Source organism: Wenzhouxiangella sp. AB-CW3, from assembly GCF_014725735.1.
GTDB lineage: Bacteria > Pseudomonadota > Gammaproteobacteria > Xanthomonadales > Wenzhouxiangellaceae > Wenzhouxiangella.
The window spans coordinates 1,873,135-1,898,442 of sequence record NZ_CP061368.1 but is presented as its reverse complement, the minus strand read 5'-3'; the positions used below and the strand labels follow the sequence as shown (position 1 = coordinate 1,898,442).

At 58.3% G+C, this 25,308-nt stretch carries 29 protein-coding genes; 19 read left to right on the top strand and 10 right to left on the bottom strand.

The features are described 5' to 3' along the window. Positions 1-6: 6 nt before the first annotated feature. The 6 genes from IC757_RS08275 to IC757_RS08250 all read left to right on the top strand — a co-directional run bounded on the left by IC757_RS08275 (position 7) and on the right by IC757_RS08250 (position 2,573). Positions 7-360 (top strand): hypothetical protein, encoded by a 354-nt coding sequence (locus IC757_RS08275; RefSeq protein ID WP_190976849.1) that lies wholly within the window; start codon positions 7-9, stop codon positions 358-360. Positions 361-466: 106 nt separating this feature from the next. Continuing rightward, on the top strand, positions 467-703 hold the full coding sequence (locus IC757_RS08270; RefSeq protein WP_190976848.1) for a CopG family ribbon-helix-helix protein: 237 nt from the start codon (positions 467-469) through the stop codon (positions 701-703). Then, complete coding sequence (locus IC757_RS08265) at positions 690-1,028, top strand: type II toxin-antitoxin system PemK/MazF family toxin (protein WP_190976847.1); 339 nt, start codon at positions 690-692, stop codon at positions 1,026-1,028. The genes IC757_RS08270 and IC757_RS08265 overlap by 14 nt, the downstream gene beginning before the upstream one ends. A gap of 165 nt (positions 1,029-1,193) precedes the next feature. Beyond that, entirely contained in the window at positions 1,194-1,745 is a 552-nt protein-coding gene (locus IC757_RS08260; RefSeq protein WP_190976846.1) for a DUF1579 family protein, read from the top strand. Between the two features lie 2 nt (positions 1,746-1,747). Continuing rightward, positions 1,748-2,098, top strand: coding sequence for a DUF2200 domain-containing protein (locus tag IC757_RS08255; RefSeq protein ID WP_190976845.1), 351 nt, complete (start codon positions 1,748-1,750; stop codon positions 2,096-2,098). A 73-nt stretch (positions 2,099-2,171) separates the two neighbouring features. After that, a complete protein-coding gene (locus IC757_RS08250) occupies positions 2,172-2,573 on the top strand; it encodes a DUF1801 domain-containing protein (protein ID WP_190976844.1) in 402 nt (133 codons plus the stop codon). Between the two features lie 221 nt (positions 2,574-2,794). On the opposite strand, the gene IC757_RS08245 is transcribed toward IC757_RS08250, so the two are convergent. Genes IC757_RS08245 through IC757_RS08235 form a run of 3 tightly spaced genes read right to left on the bottom strand, consistent with a single transcriptional unit; the run spans position 2,795 to position 4,033 of the window. Then, positions 2,795-3,001, bottom strand: coding sequence for a hypothetical protein (locus IC757_RS08245; protein ID WP_190976843.1), 207 nt, complete (start codon positions 2,999-3,001; stop codon positions 2,795-2,797). A gap of 14 nt (positions 3,002-3,015) precedes the next feature. Further along, entirely contained in the window at positions 3,016-3,849 is an 834-nt protein-coding gene (locus IC757_RS08240) for an ExeA family protein (RefSeq protein ID WP_190976842.1), read from the bottom strand. Between the two features lies 1 nt (position 3,850). Beyond that, positions 3,851-4,033 carry a hypothetical protein gene (locus IC757_RS08235; RefSeq protein WP_190976841.1) on the bottom strand — a complete coding sequence of 61 codons (183 nt, stop codon included), beginning with the start codon at positions 4,031-4,033 and terminating at the stop codon, positions 3,851-3,853. Between the two features lie 471 nt (positions 4,034-4,504). Between IC757_RS08235 and IC757_RS08230 the strand changes: the two genes are divergently transcribed. From IC757_RS08230 to IC757_RS08210, 5 genes are all read left to right on the top strand, one after another. Then, entirely contained in the window at positions 4,505-5,269 is a 765-nt protein-coding gene (locus IC757_RS08230) for a Crp/Fnr family transcriptional regulator (RefSeq protein WP_223846316.1), read from the top strand. Positions 5,270-5,274: 5 nt separating this feature from the next. Then, on the top strand, positions 5,275-5,991 hold the full coding sequence (locus IC757_RS08225) for a Crp/Fnr family transcriptional regulator (RefSeq protein ID WP_190976840.1): 717 nt from the start codon (positions 5,275-5,277) through the stop codon (positions 5,989-5,991). A gap of 82 nt (positions 5,992-6,073) precedes the next feature. Then, positions 6,074-7,183, top strand: a complete 1,110-nt coding sequence (locus IC757_RS08220) for a GNAT family N-acetyltransferase (protein ID WP_190976839.1) — start codon at positions 6,074-6,076, stop codon at positions 7,181-7,183. Between the two features lie 179 nt (positions 7,184-7,362). After that, on the top strand, positions 7,363-8,823 hold the full coding sequence (locus IC757_RS08215; protein ID WP_190976838.1) for a hypothetical protein: 1,461 nt from the start codon (positions 7,363-7,365) through the stop codon (positions 8,821-8,823). Between the two features lie 250 nt (positions 8,824-9,073). After that, positions 9,074-10,264, top strand: coding sequence for a polysaccharide deacetylase family protein (locus tag IC757_RS08210; RefSeq protein ID WP_190976837.1), 1,191 nt, complete (start codon positions 9,074-9,076; stop codon positions 10,262-10,264). A 155-nt stretch (positions 10,265-10,419) separates the two neighbouring features. On the opposite strand, the gene IC757_RS08205 is transcribed toward IC757_RS08210, so the two are convergent. Together IC757_RS08205 and IC757_RS08200 are read right to left on the bottom strand one after the other, a co-directional pair. Further along, entirely contained in the window at positions 10,420-10,698 is a 279-nt protein-coding gene (locus tag IC757_RS08205) for a DUF4124 domain-containing protein (protein WP_190976836.1), read from the bottom strand. Between the two features lie 472 nt (positions 10,699-11,170). Beyond that, positions 11,171-12,120 (bottom strand): IS5 family transposase gene (locus tag IC757_RS08200; protein WP_223846315.1). Its coding sequence is split into 2 segments (ribosomal slippage): positions 11,171-11,481 and positions 11,481-12,120, totalling 951 coding nucleotides; the frame shifts between segments, so codons are not numbered across the junction. Positions 12,121-12,341: 221 nt separating this feature from the next. Between IC757_RS08200 and alr the strand changes: the two genes are divergently transcribed. Together alr and IC757_RS08190 are read left to right on the top strand one after the other, a co-directional pair. Then, positions 12,342-13,592 carry an alanine racemase gene (gene alr / locus IC757_RS08195; RefSeq protein ID WP_190976835.1) on the top strand — a complete coding sequence of 417 codons (1,251 nt, stop codon included), beginning with the start codon at positions 12,342-12,344 and terminating at the stop codon, positions 13,590-13,592. A 156-nt stretch (positions 13,593-13,748) separates the two neighbouring features. Continuing rightward, a complete protein-coding gene (locus IC757_RS08190; protein ID WP_190976834.1) occupies positions 13,749-14,228 on the top strand; it encodes a cupin domain-containing protein in 480 nt (159 codons plus the stop codon). Between the two features lie 23 nt (positions 14,229-14,251). Here the strand turns inward: IC757_RS08190 and IC757_RS08185 are convergent, their stop codons facing one another. Both IC757_RS08185 and IC757_RS08180 read right to left on the bottom strand, forming a co-directional pair. Then, positions 14,252-16,189: a hypothetical protein gene (locus IC757_RS08185; protein WP_190976833.1), complete on the bottom strand. Its 1,938-nt coding sequence runs from the start codon at positions 16,187-16,189 to the stop codon at positions 14,252-14,254. A gap of 114 nt (positions 16,190-16,303) precedes the next feature. Then, a complete protein-coding gene (locus tag IC757_RS08180) occupies positions 16,304-17,053 on the bottom strand; it encodes a DUF5694 domain-containing protein (RefSeq protein WP_190976832.1) in 750 nt (249 codons plus the stop codon). A gap of 567 nt (positions 17,054-17,620) precedes the next feature. On the opposite strand from IC757_RS08180, the gene IC757_RS08175 reads away from it, so the two are divergent. Next, entirely contained in the window at positions 17,621-18,694 is a 1,074-nt protein-coding gene (locus IC757_RS08175) for an alpha/beta hydrolase (RefSeq protein ID WP_190976831.1), read from the top strand. A 74-nt stretch (positions 18,695-18,768) separates the two neighbouring features. After that, complete coding sequence (locus IC757_RS08170) at positions 18,769-19,131, top strand: VOC family protein (protein ID WP_190976830.1); 363 nt, start codon at positions 18,769-18,771, stop codon at positions 19,129-19,131. A gap of 442 nt (positions 19,132-19,573) precedes the next feature. Here IC757_RS08170 and IC757_RS16990 read toward each other — a convergent pair whose 3' ends face one another. Further along, positions 19,574-19,963 (bottom strand): GNAT family N-acetyltransferase, encoded by a 390-nt coding sequence (locus tag IC757_RS16990; protein ID WP_411913479.1) that lies wholly within the window; start codon positions 19,961-19,963, stop codon positions 19,574-19,576. Positions 19,964-20,582: 619 nt separating this feature from the next. On the opposite strand from IC757_RS16990, the gene IC757_RS08160 reads away from it, so the two are divergent. The 3 genes from IC757_RS08160 to IC757_RS08150 all read left to right on the top strand — a co-directional run bounded on the left by IC757_RS08160 (position 20,583) and on the right by IC757_RS08150 (position 22,004). Continuing rightward, positions 20,583-20,873: a hypothetical protein gene (locus IC757_RS08160; RefSeq protein WP_190976829.1), complete on the top strand. Its 291-nt coding sequence runs from the start codon at positions 20,583-20,585 to the stop codon at positions 20,871-20,873. A gap of 115 nt (positions 20,874-20,988) precedes the next feature. Further along, positions 20,989-21,594, top strand: a complete 606-nt coding sequence (locus IC757_RS08155) for a glutathione S-transferase family protein (protein ID WP_263405588.1) — start codon at positions 20,989-20,991, stop codon at positions 21,592-21,594. 89 nt (positions 21,595-21,683) lie between these two features. Further along, positions 21,684-22,004 carry an antibiotic biosynthesis monooxygenase family protein gene (locus IC757_RS08150; protein ID WP_190976827.1) on the top strand — a complete coding sequence of 107 codons (321 nt, stop codon included), beginning with the start codon at positions 21,684-21,686 and terminating at the stop codon, positions 22,002-22,004. Positions 22,005-22,402: 398 nt separating this feature from the next. Here IC757_RS08150 and IC757_RS08145 read toward each other — a convergent pair whose 3' ends face one another. Together IC757_RS08145 and IC757_RS08140 are read right to left on the bottom strand one after the other, a co-directional pair. After that, on the bottom strand, positions 22,403-23,035 hold the full coding sequence (locus tag IC757_RS08145; RefSeq protein WP_190976826.1) for a response regulator transcription factor: 633 nt from the start codon (positions 23,033-23,035) through the stop codon (positions 22,403-22,405). Then, positions 23,032-24,186 (bottom strand): sensor histidine kinase, encoded by a 1,155-nt coding sequence (locus tag IC757_RS08140; protein WP_190976825.1) that lies wholly within the window; start codon positions 24,184-24,186, stop codon positions 23,032-23,034. Before IC757_RS08140 ends, IC757_RS08145 begins: the two co-directional genes overlap by 4 nt. Before the next feature lie 211 nt (positions 24,187-24,397). Between IC757_RS08140 and IC757_RS08135 the strand changes: the two genes are divergently transcribed. Then, entirely contained in the window at positions 24,398-25,306 is a 909-nt protein-coding gene (locus IC757_RS08135) for a hypothetical protein (protein WP_190976824.1), read from the top strand. Positions 25,307-25,308: the final 2 nt, after the last annotated feature.

The window sequence follows — 25,308 nt, the reverse complement described above, 5'->3', positions numbered from 1 at the left end:
ATGCCCATGAAACCCGATGATTCCTGGGTCAACGACTGGCGCTACGGCCTGGTGCCGGAGAAGGAGCGTGAGGTTTCCGGCCATCTGCTTGGAGTCTTTCAGGACTTCTGGCGCTGGGCACAACTGGATCAGAAGTCGAAAACCACCCGGCAGAGGTATGGCGGTGCACTGCACGCGCTGGGTGGCTGGGCGGTCGAGCAAATCGCCGAAGGAAAGGCCTCGGAGGACGTATACCAGCTACTGGTCGAGGCGACATCCGGAGGAGATGGGCCTTTGATCCATCTGGATAGCGAGGAATGGCAAAGAGAACTGGACATGGTTTGCCGCAAGCTATACCAGTTTCTGGTGTCCCAGTCCTGAGGTCGCTTTCGAATCACTTCACATGGCACTGCCCGTGTTCCAGGTGTAGGCACTGGCCACCGGGCGGGCGCTTGACGAAGTATTACCCGAGTGATACTTTCAGGTCATGAAAGTAGCGATTTCCGTTCCGGATCCAGTATTCCAGGCCGCTGAGCAATTCGCAAAGGAGCGAGGGATTCCCCGTAGCCAGCTTTTTGCGGAGGCGCTGGAGGAGTACCTGGCGCAACACGGGCCCGAGGCGATTACGGCTCAACTGAATCGGGTTCATGATTCTGAAAAGTCGAAGCTCGATGAGTCATTCATTCGAGCTCAGTCAGCCGTGTTGAAAGATGAAGCGTGGTGAGATCTGGTGGGCGTCGTTGCCTGAGCCGACCGGATCCGGTCCTGGTTTCCGACGCCCTGTTCTGGTTGTCCAGTCCAATCCATTCAATTCCAGTCGAATTGCAACGGTCGTGGTCGCGGCCATTACCTCCAACCTTCGGCTTTCAGCCGCGCCGGGTAACGCGAGAATCACGAAACGGGAGTCGGGTCTCGGAAAGGCTTCCGTCGTCAATGTCAGTCAGGTTCTCACCCTGGACCGCACACGGCTGACCGAACAGGTGCGGCGGCTGTCTGAAAAGAGAATGCTCGAAATAGATCAAGGCCTTCGGGTGGTCCTCGGGCTGTGACATCGGGTGGCACGTTTGAGGTGCGACAAGAGAAGTTCCAGGTTTCTGGACCCGGTATTGACGGGAAGGTGACTGTACATTGCACACGTTTTCCGCCGGGTGTAGGCTCTGACCACCGGGTCGCTTGCCACGAACGCACCCCCTTTACGCTCATGGAGGCCCCTCATGATTCGATCCGTTTTCCTGTCGTTTCCGCTCCTGGCGCTGTCCCTTGTTGCTGTCTCTTCAGTCCATGCGTCCAGTCTTGCCACGCCGCAGTCGGAGCACGAACTGCTGAAGCGCTTTGCCGGGGACTGGCAGTTCGAGCGCTCGAGTCCGGCGCGGGACGGTGCCGAGCCCGATGTGGTCGGGCAGGGTACGATGTCGGCCGAAATGGTGGGGGAGTTCTTCGTGGACTTGCGCTGGTCGGGCGAGGTCTATGGCAGTGACTATTCGGCGGTGATGTCGCTGGGGTATGACATCGAGCAGGAGGCGTACACGGGGAGCTGGGTCGATTCGATCATCAGTTATCGCTGGGAGCTGGCCGGTGGCGTGGACGACGAGACCGATGAGCTGGTGCTGTCGACTTCCGGGCCCGGGCCGGCGGGCGGCACCGCGGATTTCCGGGAGCGTTATCGGTTCGAATCGGACGACACCATCACCATTGCCGGCGAGATGCGTCGCGATGATGAGTGGGTCAATATCGTCAGTACCCGTCTGACCCGACAGGAGGACTGAGCATGGCCAGACATCGGATTTTCGACATGACCTTCGCCCGGGTGTATCCGGCCTATGTCAACAAGGCCGAGCGCAAGAATCGCACGCGCGAGGAGGTCGACCGGATCATCTGCTGGTTGACCGGCTACGACCAGGCCGGGCTGGAACGGCAGATCGAGCAGGAGAACAGCTTCGAAACCTTTTTCGCCGAGGCGCCGGCCATGCACCCGAATACCGGGTTGATCAAGGGCGTGGTCTGCGGTGTTCGCGTCGAGGAGGTCGAGGACCCGCTGATGCAGAAGATCCGCTGGCTGGACAAGCTGATTGACGAGCTGGCCAAAGGCAAGAAGATGGAGAAAATCCTGCGCGAGTGAGTCGTTCATCGGGGATGCAACGCGGACGCGGCTTTCGAGCAGATTCCCTTCGTAGTGCCAACTGGAGGATGGAATGGATCCCGATATTCTGCAGTACAACCAGAAACAGGAGCCCGGTGACCGGCAGATCTGTCACGGTCTGGCCCGGGAGATCGACGCCAACCTTGCAGGGGGTGAGGGCAGGCTATGGCACGCGCATCCGGTGTGGTTTCTGGATGGCAATCCCATCGTGGGCTATAGCAAACAGAAGCCTGGTATTCGTTTGATGTTCTGGAGCGGGGCGGACTTCGACGAGCCCGCCCTGAATGTCCTGGGGAAAAAGTTCAAGGACGCATCGATTTTCTACAATGATGTATCTGAAATGGATAAGGAAGATATTCGTCGCTGGCTGAGCAAGGCCAGGGAGATCCAGTGGGACTACAAGAATCTGGTCAAGCGCAAGGGGCGACTGGAGAAGCTGAGTGAGACGAAGTAGAAGAACTGGTGTCGTCAGTTGATCTTCTGCTACAAACAGAAGTCAGTACCAATATGCGTGCGATCGTTAAACGGCCCGTCAGCCTGACTTCCCTCAATGGACTTCCGGACTGAGCGTGTTCACGCAATTTGATGGTGGTGTTTTCACGCTTTTTGATGGACGCAGCTTGGCCTGATTGATGCGCCCCGAAGTTGAGTCCGGGGCGGGGTGTTGTTGGGTGATCAGAACGGCAGCGGATCGTTGAACGGTGGATCGTTCGGCGGTGGTTCTGGGAAGCCGGGTAAGGATTGCTGTTGATGCTCTCGCAGGGCCTGGTAGTAGGCATTTTCCAGCTGGTCGAGGAGTGGCTGGAGTGCCTGCAGGATAGCGTCGAGTTGTTCAAGATCGAAGACTGATGGGTCGAAGGTGATGTGGATGGGTTGTGGCATGGCGTGGTCCTCGTTCAGGCGGATCGGCGTTGGCGTTTGGGTGTGTTGCTGAAGCAGTCGAAGTAGAGCTTTTCATCGAGGGTGTCGCGCTGGGTCCGGGCGGCGGTGGCGAGCAGTTCAGCGGCCAGGGTGGTCAGGACCCGGTAGTTGCCGGCGGCATGTTCGACCAGGGTGGTCATGAGTCCATCGGTCATCAGCTGCGGGTTGCCGGCGGTCTCGAGCAGGTGGCGCAGCGCGGCCATGAGCTGTTCGGTGTCGGCGTACTCGGTGTTTAGGCGGATGCGGATGCGCGAGCCTAAGGGGAGCAGTTCATCCCGACCCAGGCGCTGGGTCAGGCGACTATCGCCGGCCAGCACGACAGTCAAGAGCATCTGTGAGTCGAAGCGATGGCTGGCCATCAGGCGCAGTTCGTTAAGCACGGGGATCGGCGTTTCCTGAGCCTCGTCGATCAACAGCACCGGCCGGGTCAGGGTGGTTTCCAGGTGCTTGATCCAACGCTCGCGCAAGGCCTTGAACCCACCCCAGCGGTTGTGCGGTTTGAGGGGCACGCCGAACAACTCACCCATCTCGCGATAGAAGTCGGCCAGCTTGGAACTGGGGTGAGTGAGCACGCCGACCTCGACCTCGCGCAGGCTGGCCAGGCGATGAGCCAGGAGGCGCAAAGCCACACTCTTGCCGGTCCCGGGATCGCCACTGATCAGGGCAAAGCCGCCCTCGCCGATCAGGCCGTGCTCGATGCGCCAGCAGAACTGTTCCAGACGCGGGTGAACCTGCAAGGCCTCGACCGGGACTTCCGGGGTAAAGGGGTTGAACTTCAAGCCATAGGGAGTCAGCATTCTGCGGTCCATGTCAGTGTTCCTCCTCGCGCGGCAGGTAGGCCGGCGGCAGCCCGGTGGCGGCATGCTCGCGCATGAGTTGTTTCAGCAGCGGCGCAATACCGGCCGGGGTCGGCTCGGTAAGCGTCATGGCCGATGTCGGCACCAGCGCCCGTCGGCGTTGATCGGCATTGGCGCGCTTGTCGAGCGGATGCAACGGACACAACTCACCACCACTGCGCTCGTCAACCAGGCTGACCGTGCGCAGATCCCAGGGCGCATAGCGCAGACACAGCTGTTCGATGTGACGATAGGCGTTGGGGATCTCGAAGCGTTTTCCGGCCAGGCTGACGGTGCCGTCGGAGCGGCGCTGCTTGCGCTTGACCTGTTCGCGGAAGGCCCGGGCCAGGGCCCCTCTGTACGCTTAACCACATTGATGCAAATTTTCTAAAAATGTGATATACCGCACATAAATGGGTGCGTTATATGACTTATGTTTGTCACTATGTTGAAAATCCGCTTACCGGCTCGGCTGAGGGTCGAGGTGAGTGGAGGTCTGGTTCTGACTCAAACCCCGGGCCTGTCGCGACGGGAGATGCTGCTAGAGCGGGGACCGGCATCATGTGCTGTCACCTGAGCATCAGGCTGTGGCAGCGATCTAACGCGAAAATGCACTGGGATTGGCCACATGAATCACCTGAACAGTTCACTGACGATGTCACACGGGTCCATGCGAAGCCTGAACGTGGATAGCGATCTGGAGGGCCCTTTACGAAACCGGATACTTCGCGGCATTCGCCGGGAGGATCGCCAGCGCATCCTTTCTCATCTGACATCGGTGGAGTGGCAGAGGGGTGAGATGGTTTACGAAACCTGCGCGCCGCAACGCTACGCCTATTTCCCGGTGGATTCTCTGGTTTCGATCACTCACTTTCTCGAGGATGGTCACAGTTGCGAAATAGCTGTCATAGGCAACGATGGCATGCTGGGCATCTCAATTTTCACCCAGACCATGTCGATGCCTGAATACGCTGTGGTTCAGGCCGCTGGCAGCGCCTATCGGCTCAAGGCCTCGGTGCTCAAGGACGAAGCCAACCGCTGCGAAAGCTTTCGCCTGCTGCTGCGCTACACACAGGTGCTGCTGACTCAGATCAGTCAGTCGGCAACCTGTAATCGATACCACACCATCACCCAGCAGTTGGCGCGCTGGTTGCTGATTGCTATCGATCACCTGCCGCAACAGCAGCTACAGCTGACCCAGGAGCAGATAGCGCATAGCCTGGGAGTGCGCAGAGAGGGTGTGACCGAGGCCGCTGGGCGTTTGCAGAAAGCCGGCTTGATCGAGTACCGAAGAGGCCGGATCAATGTTATCAACAGGGCCGGTCTAGAGCGGGTTTGTTGCGAATGCTACAAGACCGTCAAGCGCGAGACCGAGCGTCTGCTTCCAGACTGACAGCAATGGCAACCGGAACCAGTGTGATCGTTCCCGGCGGGCAACCCGGCTTCACGAGCCGGGCCAACAAGCTGCTTTCGGCCCTGTCTGCAGAGGACCTGGCTCAGGTGACCTCCGCTTGCGAAACGGTATCATTCGCCAGCTACCATCGCCTGGCCAGCACTGGTGATCCGGTCAATACCGTCTATTTTCCCACGGCCGGCTATGCATCGCTTTTCATTTCAGGGCCGGACGGCAGTCGACTACAGGTTGCCCTTGTGGGCAGTGAGGGCATACTGGGATGGGAATCGCTTCTTGGCACGAGTCGAGTCTTACTGGGAATTGAAGTGCCAGAGTCCTTCCAGGCACTCAGCCTGAATGTAAAGGAATTCAATGCCAGATCCAGTGAGCTGGCATGCTGGCGCAGCAGCATGCTGCACTACATTGCTCAACTCGTGGAACTCGTTGCCAGAAACGGGCTCTGCGTGCGATTTCATCGTCTGGAGGCCAGGCTTGCCCGCTGCCTGCTGGAGCTTGGAGATCGGCATGCGGATCGGCCCATACGCCTCACCCAGCAGTCTCTTTCGGACATGCTGGGAGTGCGACGCAGTGGCGTGACCAATGCGGCCACTCATCTGCAACTGTTGGGGCTGATCCAGTATCGCCGGGGCTCAATCCGGGTGACCGATCGTGCCGGGCTCGAATCAGCCGCCTGCACCTGTTATCACCACGATGTGCTCTGATGCGATTACCAGAGTCGAGGATGTCGTCCAGGCCACCCACCTGTCGCCATCAGTTTCCAGCTCGCCACTGGTTGTCCGGGTTGTGGACAATCCGGACAGTCTGATCGCTCTCAAGAAAGACTGGAACGAACTGACACGAAATGCCGGTGCCGCGGCCCCCTTCATGCGGGCCGAGTGGATTCATGCCTGGTGGAACGCATTCGGAGAGACTAACCGACTTCATGTCGTGACTGTTTGGCAAGACAACCGCCTGGTCGGTCTTCTTCCGCTGATGTTTGGACAGACAGAGCGCTACGGCATGATTGTCCGCCGTCTCGGAGCACTGACCAATGCACATTCACCGAGATTCGAAGCGCCCCATGCATGTGATGTGGAAGGCGTCATGGAAGTCATCTGGGCCCATGTGCGCAGCCTTTCCAGGCAATGGGATATTTTTGAACTGCCGGGATTAATGTCTGCATCACCGACTCTGCAGGCATTGTGTCACAGTGCGGACAGCGATTCCGTCTCGTACGGACTATGGGAAGCCGAGCAGTCTCCATTTATCACGCTTGAATCTGACTGGGAACAATATCTGGCCACCCGCTCTCGCAACTTCCGCAAGGATCTCAAACGAAAGCTCCGAAGACTAGAGAACCTCGGGCCGGTTCGACTGAAGATCATCTCAGATCCAATCGATGTACTCAGCTCTCTGGAGGTCGCATTTGACATTGAAGCCCAGAGCTGGAAGGGACGAGAGGGTACAGCGATGCAGTCCAACGAAAGAGTCTGTCAGTTCTATCGTGATCTGGCTTCCGGCCTGGCTTCGGGTGGCGAACTGTGTCTGCACTTTCTGACCATCAATGGCATGGCGATTGCCTTTGACCTTTCGATCAGGTATGACGGCCGACTCTATTCCATCAAATCAGGCTATCAGGATACATTTGCACACGCATCACCCGGTCTAGTGCTTCTTGGAATGATGCTGAAGCATTACATCGATACAGATATTCATGAGATTGATCTCCTGGGCGAACAGGATGACTTCAAGCGCCGATGGACCGATCAGTCCAGACCTCACCTTTGGTTTATCTGTGCTGCACGCTCGCCCCGAGGTCGGCTTTTTCAGTGGCTCAAGTTCGGGATTACTCCATGGTTGCGGCGCCTGAAGAAAGATTCGCCAACTCGCCACAGGCAGTTCGGGGTGATATAGTTTCTAACAGAAGCAAGGGATCAGGTGGTGCCACTGGAACAGCCATTGGCCTATCACTGTGAATAGTCTGCTGGGGCGCCAAGAACAGCATTTGCCGTAGGCCGCACCATAGCGCAGCAGGGTCCTCAATCCAGCCTCGTAGTAACATTCCGGACTAAGGCTATTAGCGAGACAGACGTATGAACCCGAGCCACCTTGTCACCGTTTTGTTCGTTTTTTTCCTGGTCGGATGTGAGCCGCCGGTGGATGAGCCCGATCCACCGACACCGCCCGAGCCGCCGGAATCCGCTGTTGACGGGCAGGGCACTGCAGCGGACGAGGTTCCAGCCACGGAGGACACCGGGACAGGCGAAGACAAGCTGAGGCTCGATGAGCACCTCGCCCGGCTCAACGGCCTGACCGTCAAGGGCAGGGTCATGCGCGGCAGTGAGCTTGGCCACCCCGCCTACGACGATTCGCTTTCCGGCGAACCCATGGCCGAGGTCGGTCATCGCTGGCTGGCGTTGTTCGAGACCGTCCAGCGCTTCTCCGATCTGGGCGTGCTGCACCCGGAACTGGATGGCGATTCGGGCAAGGGTGTACCTCGTCTGGTCGACTATGCCGACGCGGCTTATGTCTATCACATGCATCACAGCGGCGGGCGTTTCGAAGACCATGGACTGTTCGCCGACCTGACCCACGGCCCCTCGGCATTCCTAACGCAGACCGGGCAACGCCTGCTGCAGGAGCACTTCCACGAGGGCCGCTTTCACGGTCAACACGGCTCGGCCGCCGAGATGGCTTATGGGCTCGATGCTTTCCATGGTCTGGCCTACGCCTGGGTGCGCTGGCACAAGCCCGGGGGAGAGGACGACATGGGCCAGATCGAACACGATGTCATGATCGCCTGGATGGGGCATGACTATCCCGAACTGCTTGAGGTTGCGCGGCAATCGGCGGCAACGCTCGACTCGGCCTGGGATAGCGGGGCCGGCGCCTACGACCTGGGCGACGGCCTGCACTGGCCGCTGGCCGATTTCGCCTCGCTGATTCGCGGGCACAAGGGGCTCTACGAGCTGCTCTACGTTTTCGGCACCGAGGAGGACCGGGAGCTGGCCGAAACGCTGTTCGAGCGTGCCGCGGACATGGTTGGCGCCGTGCTGGACGAGGATCTGATCCGCCCCTGGGGCCTGCCTGCCGCTGTCGAGTTCAGCGACGGTCGCGCCAGCGCGGCCTCCGTCAAGGTCGATGTCGAGGCCCAGTGGCGGCTGGTGCACCACCTCACGGGCGGTTTTGCCATGCTGCGCGAACAGGACGGCACGGCACAGTTCATCGAGCGAACCCGGCCGGAACTGGCCGAACATATCGGACAAGCCATTGACCGGCTCCTGAAGGGTGCGCTGGAACATCACATGCAGGAACAGACGACCGCAAACACCCTCGACTATGAGAGCGGCGAGGTCCGGGAAGCCGATACCCGCATTGGAGCCGCTTCGGCCTTCGTCATGGCCGCGGGCAATGGCTACCGTGCCGGAAACGCCTTCGACCGTCCCGGGAGCTGGGACGACGACGCGGACCTGGCCGAACGCAGCCGGGCGCTGTATGACGCGATTCTGTCCCACGGGCGTTTGCTGACTGACGAATCGGACTCTGCCGACTGACCCAGCCTCTCGGCCGTCAACACGGCAACGCCTTGGCCTGATGGTTCAATAGCATCCCCGGGCGCTTTGGCGCTATCATCGATGCGTGTCTCAGTGCATCAACCATCCTGACCGAAGCGCCCGTCGCCGCTGCTTTCACTGCAAGGAGCCGATCTGTCCTGCCTGCCAGGTACACCTCGACGGGCATATCTTCTGCTCCCAGAGCTGCAGAAAGCATTGCCGCCGCGCCGAACGCTGGCACCGGGCCGGAGTGGCCATCAGAAAACTGAGACGCCAGGTCGATCCGCGCATCTGGTGGCGCTACCCGCCCTTCATGCGCGAGGCCTGGGCCCGACGGGCGATGGTCCTGTTCTGGGTCGTGTTGCTCACCCAGGCCGGCATCGCCGGTGCGATCCTCATCGTCGCCCAGGAACAGCGCACGGCAGACACCAGCTCACCGACGGAGGACGCGCCAGCCCTGGCCGGGAAACCGGAACCGCCGGCACCGCCACCTTCATTGCAAGGTCCCCGCTGGATTGAAGACCCGCACGAAAACGAATATGGCATGCAGGCCGTGGCCGCTGCAGGCGACCGGGCGGCCGTGATTCTCGTTGATGGCACGGCCAAGGCGTACATTCCGGCCGGCGACACCGCGGCAATCACCCTGCCGCGGTCCATGGGCGCGCGCTCGTGGACCCTGCAGGCCGCCGAACTGCACCACCAAACCGAACGCTGGACCTGGAACGAAAACGGCTGGGCCGGACTGTCGCAGGTGCCCGATGCACGTGGCATTGCCATTACCTTTGATGGCGGCTGGCGCGCCGATCATGCCGGCGAGATTCTCAAGACCCTTCGCGCCCATGACAAGCAGGCCACCTTCTTCCTCACCGGCCAGTTTCTGAAAAACCATCCCGAAACCACCCGGCGCATCGTGGCCGCCGGTCACGAGGTGGCCAACCACACCTGGAGCCATCCACACCTGACCACTTTTGAAGACAACAGGCAGCACCGCACGCGCGACGAGTTCGATCGGCATCGGCTGCAGTGGGAGTTGCTGCGCACCGAGCAGCTCTTCCACCGCATCACCGGTCAGTCCATGGCACCGATGTGGCGCGCCCCGTATGGCGAGATCAACGAGGAGATCGAGCAGTGGGCCAGGGAACTGGGCTACACGCATGTCGGCTGGACCGCCCAGGGCAGTCGTGATCGCTCCCTCGATACCCTGGACTGGGTGTCCGACCCCGACCACGCATTGTTCGTGAGCGGCACGGACATGGCCAACCAGGTCATTCGCCTGGCCAACTCACCCGATTTCTCCGGGGGCATCGTGCTGATGCACCTGGGCGGTGAAGACCGGCCCGACCCGGTCCACCACCACCTGGGCTACATGATCCGGCAGTTGCGCAAGAAGGACATCCCCACCGTGACCGTGGGACAACTGCTGCTCAACAGCGACAGTTAATCATCCCGGCTCAGGAAAGGAGAACAGGCGATTGAAGTCGTCGGCGACGCATTGCTGACGATCATTCGGGGTTCTGGCCGCGGCCATGCATTGCCAACTGCGCCGGGCGTTCGAATCGGTCCACTCGGACTTGCATACCTCGATCTCTTCTTCCATCACCACGTTGCCCGAAAGGTCAGTGCCATCGGCGACCAACTCGCTAACGCGCTCGTCCAGAAACTGCTTACTAATGAGGTCGGACTTTGCGCATTCCAGATCGCATCCTCACTCATCAGCCGGGAATCACCCTCCAACTTTACGGTTTTACCCCGGTCGTCACACGGCTGCTGACTGAACTCAACCGTTCCATCCTCGCCTTCGCAACGATAAATATCGCCAGCCACGGCATGACCCAATGCTGTCAAAAACAGCATGCCTGCAATTATTCTGATCATGAACAGATTCCCTACTGAAGTTGCCCCTATAACTGTACCTGATTACGCATATTTCTCAGCCATGGCCACGACAGGAATTATGCAACCGCAGATGAACGCGGATAAACGCAGATTCATGGAATTACAGCAGCAATCGCAGCTTTAATCATCCCTAATCCAAGAGCACCGCACTCATGTGTCTCAGCTCGTGGACGCATGAAAGCCCGGGCCGTACAAGAATCGCTGACTTCAGCACCTATCCATGATCCATGCGTCAGATCAACAATCTGCGTTTATCGGCGTTCATCTGCGGTTCCCAAAAATTCCGACCGAAAGATAGCTGAATCATCTAAGGAAGCTCTGAACAACGCATGATTTTCAGCCAACTTCCTTCGTTTTGTCTATCGGGCATGATTTGGCCCCGTTTGATGTTCGATTTTGATCATTTGTTGACCAATTTCCACCGATCAGGCAGAAATCGGACGGAATAACCCTATGTCGGGATCAATTTCTCTGCGATCAGCAGGTTCGTCAGTCCAGCCATTACCTGGAACCGATTGCGATTCTTATCCTGACCACGGTAGCGCACCTTGTTATAGCCGAACACCTGCTTCATGTATCGAAAGGGATGTTCAACCTTGGCCCGGATCTGACTCTTGAGCTTTTCTGCCTTGGCTTCCCAACTATCCGGATCCATCATCTTTCTTTTTCCTGGACGCTCGGCGATATACCAGTCAACTTCTCTTTCCTGGTGCGCTTCGCGTTTTTCGATACCTCGATATCCGGCATCGCCGAACACCCGTGCTCCTGGCCGTGTAACAACTTCTCAGCAACTTCGAGGTCATGGGTGTTGGCCGGCGTCGTCTCCAGGCTATGGATCAGACCGATTTCATCGTCCACACCAATATGAACCTTCATCCCGAAATGCCACTGGTTGCCCTTTCTCGTCTGGTGCATTTCCGGATCGCGTTCCTTCTTTTGGTTCTTGGTCGAGCTCGGTGCCGCAACAATACTGGCATCGACAATGCTGCCCTCGCGCAGCATCAACTCATGCTCATTCAGATAGCCGTTGATTTCATCAAACAGCTTTTTGCCCAGTTTGCGCTGCTCCAGAAACCGGCGGAAATTAAGAATGGTGGTCTCGTCCGGCAGGCGATCCGAGAGCCTGAGCCCGGCAAACCGCCGCATGCTCTCGATCTCGTAGAGTGCATCCTCCATCCCAGGATCACTGAGATTATAGAAAAGCTGCATGCAGTGAATCCGCAGCATCGTTTCCAGCGGATACGGTGGACGACCTGTCCGGCCCTTGTGATAGTGCCTTTTGAGCTTCTTGACCAACCGAGGCCACGGAATCAATGAATCAACGCGTTCCAGAAACTTCTCCCGTCGGGTTTTACGCTTCTTGTTCTGGTACTCGGCTTCAGCAAAGCTCATCTGGTCCATTGATGAATTCCGTTTCTGATCAGGTGGCGCTATTATCTCAAAATTCGGGAGTTATTCAGAGTTTCCCTAAGTAATCAGGTAACTGTAAGCCCTAGTGGGCGAAGCCGCAAACCCGCACAAGCCCACGGATTGTCGACCCACTCCCGTCGTCAGTCATGAGATAAAGGTCAGTTCACCTTGTGCTAGTCTCACCTTGCCAGAATTTGCAGGTGTCCAACCCCATGTCCCGAAATCACACAAGACGCAATCTGCTCAAAACGCTGGCCCTGGCGCCACTGGCCAAGCTGGGTCTGGCCTGGAGCGCGCCGACGGCAGCACGCGGTTTGCCACAGCGCGGTGAACTGCACGCCCCGCAGCTCTCCACGCTGCACGGTCATAACGACGCCTGGATCGAGATCCGGCCCGATCACCTGCGGCACAACGCAGCGCGTATCCATCGCAAGGTCGAAGGCCGGCCGGTGCTGGCCGTGATCAAGAATGACGGCTATGGCATGGGCCTGGTCAATTCCGCCCGGGCACTGGAGGGCGTCGACGGCATCGCGGGCTTCGGGGTGGTCAAGCTCAACGAGGCCATGACCCTGCGCGATCATGGCATCAAGGGCCCCATTCTGCTGATGGGCCCGGCCGAAGAGAACGAATTGGAAGAGGCGCTGCGCAGCGATATCACGCCCATGGTGTTCAGGCCGTCGGGCCGCATGCTCGAGCGCCTGGCACGTCGCCTGGATCGGCCCGTGCGAGTGGAAGTGAAAGTCGATTCCGGACTGGGACGGTTGGGCGTGCGTGACGAGAACGGCGTGGACTTTTACCGGGACCTGGCCGAACGGGAAGGGGTGCACATACAGGGTTCGATGATCACCTTTTCCGAGGATCGCGACCATGACATGGAGCAGAAGAGACGCTTCGAGGCTCTGATGGGCAGGCTCAAGGAAGCCGGCATCGACCACGGCCGCCTGCATGCCGCCTCCACGACCCCGCTGATCCGCTACCCGGAGGCCTGGTACGACATGGTGCGCCCGGGCATGGGGTTATACGGCGTCTACCCCCAGGCTGAACAGCGCGAGGAAGCGTGGCTGGATCTCAAGCCGGCCTTTGCCGTGCGCTGTCGCGTGATCGATCTGCGCGACCTGAAGAAGGGTCAGAGCGCCGGCTACGGGCGGGCCTTCGTGGCCGAACGAGACACCCGCATTGCCACCTTGCCCATCGGCCATGCCGACGGCTGGCAACGACGCGCGGCCGGCTGTGCAACAGTTCGCATCAATGACCGTCACTATCCGGTCGTTGGCTCGGTTTCGGCCAGTCATTCCCTGGTCGAGGTCGGCCGCGACTCGGACGTAGGGGTGGGGGATGTGGTGACTCTGTTCGACTGGCAGGAAGATTCGCGGCCAGAAAAGATCGCTTATGCCTGCGACATCTCTGTATACGACCTGCTGATGCACTTCAGCCCGCGTTTGCCGCGCTACCAGGCAACGTAAGGGCTTCCACAACGCTGCGCCGCACAAGCAGCCCTTGCCAGAATTCAACCAGGCTCCGGGCCGAAGCCCGCTGGAATACCCAGTGACAGCCGCTTTGACAAGGCTCCTGGCCTGAAGATAGACTCGGAAGCCCTTGGGCAAAGGATCAGGGCAGCCATGAAACTCGTACTGACTGGATTCATCTCATTGGCAGCTTTGCTGCTTGCGGCATCGACGCTAGCCGGCGTCGATCACTATCGTGGTGAAGGCCACATGATGATCACTCCCGATGAACTCGAATGGGGCCCGGTCGGCTCGATGGGGGAGGGCGCGGAGATCGCCATCATCGAAGGTGATCTGTCGAATTCCGAACCCTTCACCTTCCGTCTGCGACTCGAAGACGGCTACCGCATTCTCCCGCACATCCACCCGGCCTATGAGCGCGTCACGGTGCTGCAGGGAACGCTGCATTTTGCCCACGGCCGCGAGTTCGACAAGGACACCACCCGAACGCTGCCCGTGGGCAGCGTGGCCATCATGCCTCCGGGAGATCCCATGTTCGGCTATGCGGAAGGGGAGACCATCATCCAGCTCCACGGCACCGGACCCTGGGGGATCGAATACATCAACCCCGAGGATGATCCACGCAACCACTGAGACGGTGCTCGCTTCGATGGTGGCTAGGGTCCCTCCAGCTCGAACCGATCGGAGAAAACCACATCGATGATCTCGGCCAGGGCGAACACGAAAAAGGGATGGTCGGGATGCGGTAGAAACTCGAGGTCTTCAACAATGACTTTGTTGTCCTCCGTATTCATCGTTTGCTCCGGCAACACGTATTCCAGCCCGGCATCTTCGTTATTGACGAGCAAGCGGATATTCTCTTCGTCCGTTAAACCGGCTCCGGAATAGTCGCCCGTGAAACGAACCTCGAATGAAGACGGAGCATCGCCTTTCTCCGCGACACGGTATCCATACCTGGAAAGCCCAGAGATTCCTTCAGGCACGCCGTTTTCCGGCACATCCGTTCGATACTCGGCTTCGATCACGCTGACACCTGAGCCACTGCCTGCCGAGAAATGGGTATATTCGAACTCAGCCGGATGAAAGTTCTCGCTGCCACGACCCACGGGAAATCCATAGGCACCCCCTGCGTCAATCTGACGGCGCATGGCCCCGTCGACAAACGACGCGGACGACCCACCTGAAAGAGTGCCTCCCACACCAAGCTCTACATGATTCCCACCAGCAACGACGAGGTGCCCGGATTGCAAGTCAAGTTCGTTCTCAACCAGCACATCGGAGTTGAGGTAGACATGTCCGACCGCTTTATTGACTGAAAGCACACCCAGTTCCGAGAGACCAGGCGGAAACAGCTCCAGATTGAATCCGGAAAATTTGATTCCCCCATTCCCAGCCGAGTAGCTGTTGAAACCAGTAATATCCTGTCCGCCGGTCAATAGCGAGCCCCCACTTTCGATGATGAGATCCGCATTGCCGCGCCCAATCAGATTTGCATCCCCCGATTCGAACTCCAGAACACCACTGGCAATCCTTAACGTGGCGCCACTTGTAAAACTGAAGCCGGCCCCATCCTCAACGAATATCAGATCGCTGTTGCCGCCACTCTTGTCGATCTCGAGTTGATTCAGGCTTATGGTACCTCCCAAAATGCTCTGAGTTTCGTTGTCCCCACTCTCATTGCCCAATCGCAGTGTAGTAGCATCATGAATGGTACCGGGTCCAGTGACCACGCTACCTGCCGACGCACCTTCCACCACAAGCATATTGGCTCCCAGATCAAGCGTTCCGGGCTGTAGAAAAGTCAGGGAATCGGCGATATATCGGTCACCATCGTCCAGGGCCACCGTCCCCCCAGTATTGATCGTCACATTCGCTGGACCATTCATGGCAGGCCACTCGTTGCCGGCGGCATACTCACGCTCATAACGAAGCTCGGCGTTCTCTGAATAGTCAAGGGAAGCACCTGAAAGCAGCACTACGGCACCACCATTGTTGACCCTGAATTGGTTGGTGACGGTCAAAGAGGTGTTGGAATCAAGGACAAAGTCCTCATTGTCACCATCGAGATGGTCGTAAATGATACTCTCAAATACAAGAGCCATCTCTGCATCAAGTTCAAAAGCACCGAGCTGCAACAACAGCTCCAGCGTGGAGCTTGAGAAATCCACGTTGGACGTTCCGCCAATGAACATCGCACCCGAAGTAACGCTGATATCATTGCCTGCTGCATTGAACGTCGAGTTGTGAACTTCAAAATTGGTAAAGTCATCACCGCTCTGGATATCGGTGGTGAATCGCAAATCTTCTGTAATTGTCACATCAGCATTGTTCCATACCACAAAGCTTGCAGGCGTGTCAGTTGGCACTGGAAACCCACCGTCCTGAACTTGTGGCAGGTTCTGCAGCGTCACCGTGACCCCGTCGAAAATCACCTCCGCACCGCCGCCGGGAACCCCAGCCGGATTCCAGTTATCGGCATCATCCCAGCTCGTGCCATCCCCATTGCCCGTCCAGGTGGACTGGGCGACAACATGAGAAGCCAGCCCAGTACCCAGCAGCAATAGACAAATGGTCACCCTCAAAAATCTCGACATGGACTTTCCCTCCGCTCGGATTGCCGAAAACTCCCGCTTCGTGCAGCCCGATTCTCTCGCAGTCTGGGATTCCGTTTCAAGCCGGATCGACTTTAGCAGCAGGTCTTGTCCTGATCACTCCTTGGGCAAGAACTCCACCGGCTCAACCAGGGTCATGGCTGCATCGGCTTTGATCAGTTCGCGCAGAATGGGTGCATGCCCGGCACCGACGATAACGATCACTCGGTCACCTGGCTGAGTTGCTGCCTGCAGATTGCCGAACATGCGGATATTGCGCTCGTACCAGGCCGACAGCAGGTCGGCGCCCACCTGGGTGGTGCCAGCGCCCACGCGCGCGATGTGCAGATAGAAGGCATGATCATCGACCAGCACATCTTCGCAATTGAGATGCACAAGAATGCGACTCAGCGACCATTCCTGTTGCTTCCGATCCATCTCCTGTGACCTACGCTCAATGCTCCCCTCGAACCAGCGCACGAACTCCGGATCATTGCTCTGCGCATACTCCATCAAGGGCTCAAACGGCAAGGTGGCGGAGTGATCAAACGGCCAGACGCGCTCATGCCCAAATCGGTCCGCCAACCGAAAACCAAGCTGCTCGGTCTCGCTGGGTCCAAGCGCTCGTTCGTCGGCCTGCCAGTTCTGATAACGCTGTATGAGCTTGTCTTCATCATCCGGAACATGCTCCACAGCGACACGCGTGGGCCTGAAATCCGCCAGCGCATCAACCACAGCAGCAATCTCGGCCTGACGCTTTTCCCCGAGCGGATCGGGCACTTCGAACTGAACCGCATCGAGGCCGGGGTTGTGGAAATGGAAAGTACCCAAAACCAGCACCTCCGCCGGCTCAGTGCCTGCCTGCACCCTGGAGGTTAACCCTGCCGTAGGAGTGACCAGCACAAGCGTGAGAATTAGCGACCAGAAAAACCTCATATCAGTCCTCGAAAAACTTGCTCCACACACGAGCAAGCGTAGTATCCATGCACCCTAAGACGAATCTGCCAAAAGTCACAGTCAGCGTCCTATTACTAATGAGGTCGTCAATCTCCGGCGCAGGACCGCTCTAATGCCCGGTATAGCAGCGCAGGCGGGAACGGAAGGGCGGTTTGCGCCAAAGGCGAAAAAAGCCCTGCAGTGGAGCCGTTGCGCGTGTTTCCGGTGCGCGTGCGATTTTTCAATCCTCACATTGTGTGAACTATGCTCCGGTTGAAGAATCTGCGCGCCACGGCCCGGAAGCATTGCTCTCCGGGCTCCTGCATCCGGGCATTGATGCAATAGCCGGGTTATTAAAGCCCCAATGAAGCGGCAATGGCACCAAACAGTGGGAAATCACCTCACTGCTTTGTGACTTCCGGCACGCGATGGAAGATTGGTCAATATGTAGAATCGGGTCACACTGATCAAGCCAGTCTGAATTGCAGGTATCTATACATGGTCATATTCAAGCATCTAGTGTTTCTTGGGCTGTTACTGACAGCAATCTCGGCTCTGTCTGAAGACTCACCCTGGTTCGTTCCCGGTTCACTCGAGGTCGACAAGCATGACATTGAGTTTGAAGCTGAAGACGGCGCAGTACTGTCAGGAACACTGCGGGTGCCGCACGGGTTAACGAACGGACCAGCAGTGGTGATCCCACAACAAACACAAACGCATTACCGAGACAATCCGCTTTATCTTCAAACAGCCGAAGTATTCAACGCAATTGGATTTTCGTCCTTCGTGTATGACCGTAGAGGCAAGGGGGAGTCCGGAGGCGACATGCCGCAGACTGACTACTTCCTCCTCGCTCGCGATGCCGTGGCCGCGAAACAGGCAATTGGGGAGACCGAGTTCGTTAACGATCAGCAAATCGGCTACTGGGGCATCAGTCAGAGCGGTTGGATATCGATGGAAGCCGCGGCAAAGAGCAATGCCGCTTTTGTCGTCGTCGTGGCCTCTCCACTGACAACCCCCGGCGAGCAGATGAAATTCTATACCCGCAACCTCGTCCTGATACACGGCCATGGCAAGGAAGCGGCAGATCAGGCGGCGGCACTGTGGCACGCCATCATGGACGAGTATATGCGTGGAGAAATCGAACATGACGTGGCCCGGCAGCTGCTCAGTGATGCCGAAGAAGAAGCCTGGTTCTCTCAGGTTGGCATGGTCACGGCCGAAAACTTGCCCGAGGATGTATCGAAATCGGGCTGGATCAACGAAATCGACTACGACCCGACCAACGCATGGGAGCGCGTCGACGCGCCCATACTTTTCCTCCACGGCGGCAAGGACTGGATCGTTCCCGTGGCGGAGACCATGACAATTCTGGAGACGCTGGAGCCGGCCGGAGAACGCGAAGTGCATGTCATCGATTCGGCTGACCATACCATGATCATTCGCGACGAGATCCGAATCCTGACCGATGAAGAAGTCGAGGAAATGAGTGTGCGCGACTTCAATCCGGACTCTGAAATCTACTTCATGCTCATGGGCCGCTGGCTAGGCCAGCTCTGGCAGGACTCTTGAGAGCGCCAACCGAACAACAAGCACCAGGGAGCCATCAATTGAAACCACAATTCCAGCCTGGCAAGAACATCGCCATGAAGATACCAGCTCATGAATATGAGCACACGGTCAACTTCTATCGGGAGATCCTCGGCCTCACCGAGATTCAACCCAATGGTCCCGATGACACACCCCGATTCGAATTTGGCGACAAGGTGCTGTGGCTGGATCGTATGCCCGGCCTGAGCCAGGCTGAAATCTGGCTGGAAGTCATCGCAAGCGACATCGACTCGGCCTCCGAGCATCTCAAGCAGCAAGGCTGCCAGCGCAGAGACGAGATAGAGCCACTGCCCAGCGGTTTCAAAGCCTTCTGGATTTCCAGCCCCTGCAACATCATCCACCTGGTGACAACGCCCGGCGAATTGATTGAGCGCTCCGCGGATACGGGCATTGAATAAAGTCTGACCGTGAGTCAGATCCGGAGTCTGTTGCAAGCGGGTTTGGATGAGGTTCGCAGTGCAGCCAAGGTGATATGCGTCCCAATGCGCCTGGACCCCGGACCCTGCGGCACGGTAGCGTCTCGCAGTGCCCTGAAGCTATTAACCCGGCACGAATGTAGATCGCATTCAGCCGCAGTGTGCGCTTCGGCAGCAAGGCAGCGAAACGCCGCTGTAGCACTCCTACAGCAAGTTTCGATAACGCAGTCTGCCGAAGCGCACACTGCGGCCTGACTTTTTAGAATCAGATAGTTAGGGGCTTCAATCAGGGCCCGACTCTGCGTTCTCGCTCTTGCCAAGGGGATCACCCTTGGCGGCGAGCGACGCCTTGATTCGGGCCCTGATTGAAGCCCTGAATGTGATCTACATTCGTGCCGGGTTAATAAAACGGGAACATGCAGTTCTACGGATCCCTGGTATAGAACACATGTTCGCTAACCGGTTGCCAGCCATACCGATCGTATAAGCGACGCGCCGGGTTGTCCCTGGCTGTTTCCAGCAATAACTGGCAAGCGCCAGTTTCCTCGCCATGCAACCGGGCTCGTTCGAGCAGGGCAGCGCCAACGCCCCGGCCACGGGCACTCGACCTCACGTACAAGTCGTTCAGCGTCCAAGCTGGTGCCATGGAAACAGACGAGAAGGTAGGGTATAGCTGCGTAAAACCAAGACCTGACTGCCCATCCAGCGCCAGAAACACAACTGACTCGCCACCATCCATGCGCCTGGCAAGGAAGTCGCGTGCCCGCGTCAGATCGGAGGCTTGCTTGTAAAATTGCCGGTAGGCATCGAACAGCTAAGTCAGCACATCGAGGTGGCTTTGATCTGCCTGGATGATATTCATGGCGCTTCATCATTGGAGAGAAACGGTAATGTACTACATCAGCTGAAGACAGTCACTCGCACCGCCGCCACAAACGCGGTCCTTGGGCCGCCCATCTTCAAAACCGATGGTGAAACCACTTTGGCAGCCAGAGTATCTGCCGTGCCCTGTTTCAAGCTATTCTGGGGGGCACACCGCGTAGTTGCCGTCATATGGACATTGCTCGGCGGTGAAATCGACGAGTCCGCCATGCCGAGTTACTGAATCGCCTGGCCGAGGCCAAGCGGCAACGGCAGGCCACATTCGGGAATTGGGCTGGAAAGCGCCAGCTACAAACTCTACCAATGAAGTAAGTCTTTAGCCGTCTCTGGAAAGCTGCCCAGCGAACTGGTATGGTAATCTCCAATTTGCGCCGACTGGCAAGGGGCAGGGCAGATTGAAGGGTGCTTCAGAAGGAAAATGTTCGTGATCAAGTGAGACCGGAACAGCATTCTGGCATCAGCGGGAGCTTCATCCAGATTCACTCAGAAGTCCGATCATGAAGAGGCCTTCTGCCATCCTGACATTTCCATCGAGTAACAGGTTAGTGCTCATGAAACAACTGCTTATTGCCTTGCTTTTTCCAGTCACCGCCTCAGCAACCGGTCTCCAGGAACTCCTTGTATCTGAACATGCATACTACCTGGATGGAACAGAGCAACAGGAACTCAATGCATTAGACTCAGATTTTGATCCAAATCGCCCATTCATTATCCTGGCTTGTGCTTGTATCGATACCAGTCGGCTTATCGAGGTCATGGATTGGCTCACAGAGAAAGGCGACGTGCAGCTAGTGGTGAAAACAGTCCCGCACAAGGAACATAAACTCTGTGGAGAATGCTAGTTCTGCTTGGGTTATGCAGAGCAGTGACCGATAGGCATCCCGCTTGATGACAGACCTTCCTATCATAACAGCCTTTGCGGATTCGCCCGATCGAGGGCAAGGTCTGGCTCGCGACATGACTGTGCGCTGGGCGCTAGAGGAAGTCGGCCAGTCCTATGATGTTCGGCTGGTCTCGTTTCAGTCCATGAAGGAGCCCGAGCATCGTGCACTTCATCCTTTTGGGCAAATCCCCACCTATGAAGAAGGTGAGCTTGTTCTGTTCGAATCTGGTGCTATCGTGCTGCATATCGCGGAGAACCATGCGGGGCTGTTGCCCGATGATGCGAATGCAAGGGCAGGTGCCATCATGTGGATGTTCGCCGCGCTCAGTACGGTGGAGCCGCCAATTGTGCAGCGTGAGTTCTCTCACTATCTGGAGCGCGACAAGCCTTGGCACAATGAGCGATTACCAATGCTCGAGAATCTCATCCGTAGCCGGCTGGAAGACCTGTCACATCGGCTCGGAGGGAGCGATTGGCTCAATGGATCATTCAGCGCCGGCGATCTTCTGATGGTCCAGGTGCTACGCAGACTGAAAGGAACTGACTTGCTCGGGGAGTTCCCGGCCCTGTCCGCTTATGTTGCCCGGGGCGAAGCACGGTCAGCCTTCAAGCGCGCATTTGATGCTCAGTTGGCAGTTTTTGCTGGAACACAGGGTCATCGGGGAGAAGAAGGGGCCTGAGCAGATGACTGGCATAAGCGGATACTGTCGTTCCCCCGACCCAGCCAGCATCATCTCATTTGCTTGGATTTGCAGTACAAGAGGCCAACATGTCAGAGATTACCAATACCCCTGAACCGCCGTACTTCGCGGTGATTTTCAGCAGCTGCAGGACAGAGGTTGACGACGGATACGATGAAATGGCTGCACGAATGGTCGAGTTGGCGTCTCAGCAACCAGGCTTTCTAGGTATTGAGTCCGCCAGGGAGGGTGTAGGCATTACCGTGTCGTACTGGGAAAGTCTTCAGGCGATCAGCAATTGGAAAAAGAACGCCGAGCACCGAGAGGCCCAGCGACTCGGTCACCGGCAGTGGTATTCCAGTTTTCGGGTTCGGATCGCCAGGGTTGAGCGTGAGTATGGAATGGGTTAAGGAGCCTCTGAATAACTCTGCACGGGCGCGACGGGTCTTTGCGGGATGACCCGGTGTGGCTTCGGCGAGCGCCGTTTCGTGCCAGGTGCGATTTGCCGAAGGCAAGAAGCGCCTGGGTAAGAAACGATTAGCGCGTGTGGTTTGGTCATTCCTAATGAGCGAGTCGAAACGCAGCGGGTCGCCCGCAAAGGCCCGTCCCATTCGGGTTTCGCCTCAAAAGCCGCATCTCGCGCGTTGCGCCCCTCGGCCGTAGCTACGGCTACTGTCACTCGGGTCGCACCACACGATCTGCGGCTTTTGAGGCAGAAACGCGCTCCGCGCAGAGTTATTCAGAGGCTCCTTAAGGCCAGCTCTTCTTGGTTTTGTGTGGATTGAAAAGAGCCTTTCCGTTAAACCCATTATATGATTTTGAGGGTTATGGCCTTGAGCACTGCCCGGGTGCGATCGCGGGTGTCGAGTTTGTCGAGGATGTCGGAGACGTAGTTCTTTACTGTGCCTTCGGCCAGGTGGATGCTGCGTGCGATCTCCTTGTTGGAATAGCCGCCAGCCAGCAATCTCAGGATCTGGATCTCGCGACCCGTGAATTGCTCTATTGTGGGTGAGTTGTCTGTATAGCGAAAGTTGCGGCGCACCGACTCGGTCGCGACCGGTTGCATCAGCCTCTTGCCCGCTGCCACATCATGAATTGCCGACTCCAGCTCCTCGGGTGAGACGTCCTTGAGCAAGAACCCGCGCGCGCCGGCTTCGGCGGCTTCCAGCATCAAGGCATCTTCATCGAAGGTGGTCAGCAACAGTACCGGCAGGTCGGGGTGCGTTTCGGCCAGTTTTCGGGTCAGTGCGATGCCGTCGATGCCGGGCATGCGGATGTCCGACAGAATCAGGTCGATGGCGGTGTCGGCCAACGCCTGCAGCACGGCCTCGCCGGATTCTGCCTCGATGACGACATCAATGCCATCCAGCTCCCGGATGAGCGCCTTCAAGCCCTCGCGTACCAGGGCCTGGTCGTCGGCCAAAGCGATGCGAATGCTCATGACGACACCGTTGCGGCAGGCAATCTTGCGGTGAGGCTCAGGCCGCCGCGCGAGGAAGGCTCGAGTTGCAGGCTGCCCCCTAGCTCCTGCAAGCGTTCGCGCATGCCGGTCAGGCCGTTGCCGGGCTGGATCGGCCAGGACAGGCTGCCGTCGTCTTCGAGTTGCAGCAGGATATCGTTGCCATTGCGTTGCAGGCCAAGCCAGGCGTTGCGGGCATGGCCGTGGCGAACGGCATTGGTGAGGCCTTCCTGCACGATTCGCAGCAGGGTTTCGGCCTGGCAGGTGCCGGGGATGCGTAGGGACGCTTCCAGCGCCAGCTTGACCCGCGGACTGGGCAGCGGCTCGATAAGTTGTCGGATGCCATGGCCCAGGTCGATTCCGTCGTGATCACGAAGCTGGCGCACCACGGCGCGCAAGTCGCCGAGCAGTTCGTCGGCCAGGCTGGCAGCCGTTTCCAGCTCCTGGCAGTCATTGAGTTCGGGTCGCCGCGAGAGCTGGCGCAGGTTGAGCTTGAGCGCAGTTAGCTTGTGACCGGCGACATCGTGCAGTTCGCGCGACAATCGCAGCCGTTCCTGGTCGCGGGCCGCTTCGCCGAGCAGAGAACGGGTGGCCAGCAGGTGAGCATTGGCCTCCTGGAGTTCCTCTGCCATGGACTCGGCCTTGATCGCGTAGTGCATCACCAGCGCGGCAAAAGCCTGGAAGGCAGCGTAGGAGGCCAGCGTCAGCACGATCCAGACCGGCGGATAGTTCCAGATCTGCCACATGATCAGGGCAAAGACCAGGTTGACGATCACCAGCGAAACGAGCAGTCCGCGGCCCTCGAATCGTCCTGCCAGTTGGGTGGCCAGCAGCACCAGCAGGATGGCGCCGGTGCTGGAATGCCCCAGGGTCAGCAAGCCCAGCGCACAGGCGGCCAGCACCACAATGCCAACATCGGCCACTTTCCGACCCTGGCCAAACTCCAGCGACAGCAACACCAGCCAGGCGGCCAGAAAGGTCCACATCAGTACCTGGCCGGCCAGGCCGGAGTCGCCGTCGGGCAGTCCGACCCATCCACTGTTGGTCAGATACACTGCCAGCCAGGCCGCGTAGGAGGCCAGGGCAAGCGGCGAGAGCAGCTCACGCCACTGGAAGACGGGGTTGCGTTGCATGATCCCTGTATACCCCCGCGAAAGTCTGCGGACAAGCCTGAACACGGAAGTCATGACTTCCGGCACCCCGTTTGAGCTGAATTCCGGTGCCATGAACACGGCGAACCTGCCGGTGCCGGTGGCCATGGGTGACCTGCGGCACATGCGTGGGGCTTGCAATAATGGTGTAATGGTTGTCACGATCGATCAACCGTTGTTCCAGGAGGTAAGCATGCAAGGCATCAAGAACATTCTCAGGGGGTCTACCGGGCTTTTGGTGGCACTTGTCGTGTCCATGAGCCTGGCGCTGCCGCTTCAGGCATCCGAGCGCATCAATATCTCCGCGGGCGCTCACCACGAGGGCACGGTGGAGACCCGAAACAGTGCGATCTCCATTGACGATGGCGCCCGCATCGATGGCGATGTGCGAAGCCGGAATGGCAGCGTCTCCCTGGGTGATCAGGTGGTTGCCAGCGATATTTCCACCCGCAACGGTGGGGTGCGCACTGGCCGTGACGGCCAATTCGGTCGGATCAGTACCCGCAACGGCTCAATTTCCATCGGCGACGGTACGCATGCCGAGCGTCTTGGCACGCGCAATGGCAGCCTTTCGATCGGTCGTGACAGCATCATCGACAACGGAGTGCGAACCCGAAATGGCAGCATTTCAGTCGATTCCAATGTGCGGGTCACCGAAGAAGTGAGGACCCGCAATGGGCGCATCCACATCAAGTCCGGGAGCGAAGTCAGTGGTCCCGTCAGCACCCGCAATGGTGATATAGAGCTACAAGGTGCTCATGTCACCAGCTTGCAAACCCTGAGTGGCGACATGATCGTGCGCGACAACAGCCGGGTGGACGGTGATGTCACTATCGAGATCACCATTGATCATAGCGGGCGCCGCGGTGGTTTTTTCGGCCTGGGCTCCGCCCGCACTTACCCGGAAGCCGGTAGTGTCCGCATTCTTGGAGGCAGCGAGGTTCGCGGTGATATCGTCATCACTCTGCCCGAGGACTACACTGAAGACTTGCCAACCGTTGAAGTCGACGCCGACTCGCATGTGCTCGGCAACCTGCGCATTGACGAGCGCGTGAACCTGGTCGTGAACGGCCGGATCGACGGTCGCATCGAGCGGACCTGACG